Annotated in this window: 2 protein-coding genes and 1 pseudogene; all 3 read right to left on the reverse strand. The window is 72.0% G+C overall.

Translation table 11 applies throughout. The features are described 5' to 3' along the window. Nucleotides 1–630: 630 nt before the first annotated feature. Complete coding sequence (locus ACZ3J7_RS40920) at nt 631–861, reverse strand: pRL2-19 (RefSeq protein ID WP_465628478.1); 231 nt, start codon at nt 859–861, stop codon at nt 631–633. Between the two features lie 61 nt (nt 862–922). Beyond that, nucleotides 923–1,147 carry a hypothetical protein gene (locus ACZ3J7_RS40925; RefSeq protein WP_465628480.1) on the reverse strand — a complete coding sequence of 75 codons (225 nt, stop codon included), beginning with the start codon at nt 1,145–1,147 and terminating at the stop codon, nt 923–925. Nucleotides 1,148–1,440: 293 nt separating this feature from the next. Then, nucleotides 1,441–2,943: pseudogene (locus tag ACZ3J7_RS40930) on the reverse strand (hypothetical protein); the annotation flags it as partial.

Raw genomic sequence — 2,943 nt, forward strand, 5'->3', positions numbered from 1 at the left:
CGCAGCCCTTGCACGCGGGCTGCCCGGTGATCCGCCACAGCGTCCGGCGGCCCTGGTAGCGGCGGGCCTTGTGCTTCCGGGCCCTTTCGGCCGCCTCCGCCGCCAGGGCGGCGGGCGTTTTCGCCCCGCCGGACGGGGTTGCCGTTTTACCCCCGCGAAACTCTGTTGATTCAGTCCCTAGGCGACCGCTTTTGGTCTGACCTGCGGAAACGGCGTCTGCGGCGGCCCTTTTGGAGCCGCCGGGGTCCCGTCGGGCGGCGCTTCGGCAAGCCTCTCCGCAGAAGCGGCGGGGACGCTTGCCGGGCGTCTGAGCGAGCGGCTTGCCGCAGTAGCAGCGGCGCGGCCCGGCGGGGTGTGGTGAAGCGGTAGCGCTGATCGGTACGCTCGTCACGAGCAAACGTCCTCTCCGGCTCGCTACAGCCGGTTGGGGCGGCAACCCCGGGCGTCGGAACCCGGGGTTGTGCCATGTCTGGGGCCCTGTACGGGGGCCTGTGAGCGATCCTGGCACCTCTGGGGCGGATCGGTGCCCCTGCCCCCCTCTGACGCGCCGTGAGGCCGTCTGAGGCGCATGGGGCCTGATGGGTCGAAAGAAGCCCCGCCCGAACCGGGCGGGGCTCTTCTGCGCGCGGGTCAGTCCTCGCGGATGATCGCGGCGCCGTCGACGTCGGGCCGGGGCCGGACGCTGATGCGGAGGGTGCCGGTGCCGGGCAGGGGCTCCATCGCCACGGCGTGGAAAGCCCCGTCGATGCCGCCGATCGCGTCGCGGTCGAAGGCGGAAGCGGGGATCTCCAGCGACCCGCCGTGGTGCATCAGGATCGCGATCAGCATCGCGTGGGACATGTCGGCCGGGGTGGCGGTCATGGCGGTGTCCTCTCGGGTGGTGGGGGCGGGCGCCGGTCAGCGCCCGCCCGGGGCCGGTGGGTCAGTCCTCGTTCTTCATCCGGGCCGCCTGGAGGGCCGCCTGCGGGAGGTCGACCAGGAAGTCGAAGTGAGCCAGGCCGACGCCGTGGCGGTGGGCGGCGTCCAGCATGTCCCGCAGGAGAGCGGCCGCGTCGGCCTTCTCCGCCGGGGTGTACGCCGGGCCGTGGAGCCGGGCGGCCGCCGCGTCGATGCGGGCAATCACGTTGTCGAGCTGGGCCTCGTTCACGGGTTCCTCCTGAGGGTGGGGCGAATAGTCCAAGCGGTCCGCACCGGGCCGCCTGGTTCAGTATGTACCACGTGGGCGAGTGGTGCAAGGGGAGTCCCGCAAGCCGTGCGCCGGAGGGCGCCGAAACCCCCCTTCCAAGCGCCTGGAAGGGGGGTTCGGGGCCCATCTGCCGTATCTGCTGCGGCACATGTTCCAGCAGGTCAGACGCGGTTTTCATCTGCGGATTCATCTGCCGCGCATCTGCCGCATCTTCGCGGCCATCTGACGCCGTGCGGCAGATGCGCGGCAGATGCTCAGGCGCCCTTCGCCCGGTAGTCGGCCGCCGCCTGGATCATGTCCGAGAGGTAGACGGCCCGGCCCCGGCCGAAGCTGCGGGCCGTCGCGCCGAACGCTGAGAGGGCCCGCCCGAGGCCGACGACGGACAGCGATCCGTACGCCTCGGCGTCCTTCGCCTGGAGCGCGGCCAGGATCTCCTTGCTCTCCATCGCGGGGCCGTCGTGCTCCTGGAGCACGGCGAGCGCGGCGGCCGGGAGCTCGGGCAGCGGAAGTTCGGCCGCCGCGTCGGCGTACTCGCCGTCCTCGGTGAGTTCGTCCTCGGCCGGGGCCCACGTCTCGATCGTGTCCGGGAGCGCGGCCAGCTCCTCGATGCCCGCGACCTTCAGCGAGTCCGCGTCGAGCTGGGGGAGCCCAGCCATCTTGCGCTCCATCGCGCGCTGTTCCGCGTCCTCGTCGTCCAGCCACGCGAACCGGTACGGGATCGGCTCGGCGTGACGGCCGGACTTGATGTAGCAGACCGACGCGTCACGCGGCTCGTTGCCCTCGGCGGGCTGGAGCCGGTGGGCCGCCCAGCCTTCCGCGATGGCGCCGGCGCCCATGAGCCGGGTGACGTCCTGGCTCTGGCAGGGCAGCGCGATCCGCAGCGGCACCGACGCCGGATCGGCCGCGCCGAGGAAATCCTTGGAAGCGCCCTGAGCGGCCATCATCACCGTCACCGCGCTCTTGCGGCCGGTCCGGATGATCTCCGAAACGAGCGGGAACAGCCCGGCCGCGACGAGCGCCGGATACTCGTCGATCAGCAGCACGAGCGCCGGGTGGGTGGGGGAGGGCTGCCAGTTGCGGCCCATGCCCATCGGCTTGAACAGCCGCGGGCGCCCCTTCGCGATGGCGAGCGCGTCCTCCAACAGGATCTTCGCCGCCGCCTTGCTCGTGGCACGGCGCTGGATCGCTGCACCCATCGGGTCCAGGCCCGCGCCGGACGACCCCAAGTCGATGTCCCAGACCGCAACGTCCTCACACGCGGTCAGCGCCTCGGCGATGTCCAGGAGCGCGGTCGACTTGCCGGAGCCGGGGCCGCCGACCAGGACGCCGTTGGTCCGCAGCAGCGGCAGCGCGAGCGGAGCCTGCGTCAGGCACCGGCCGACCGGGATGTCCTCGGCGACCTTCTGCGAGCGCGGCATCCGGTACGGGAGGCCCGCCATGCCCTTCCACGGGTCCTTGCCCAGCGCCCGGAGCGTGAACAGCGGCCGGGCCTGGCTCGACTGCTGGATCAGGATCGATCCGGGGCGGGCCACCAGGCACGCCTCCAGGTCGTCGAGCCGTGCGGTGACATCAGCAGGCTTGGCCTTGAAGAGCTGAACTCCGGCCTCGAAGCCCCAGGCGTGCCCAAGCACGCGCACATCGGCCACCTTGACCCCCAAGTCCTCCTCCAGCGCGTCGCGGAGCATGCGACCGAAGGCGGCGGGGGTCATCCCAGGGTCCAGGACGCGCGCCTCCATCTGCTCGGACCACTCCTTGTC

It is taken from the genome of Kitasatospora sp. NPDC015121 (assembly GCF_055562955.1).

Coding starts and splice junctions, on each gene's coding strand:
- ACZ3J7_RS40920 (WP_465628478.1), bottom strand. CDS start 861: ATGACCGCCACCCCGGCCGACATGTCCCACGCGATGCTGATCGCGATC.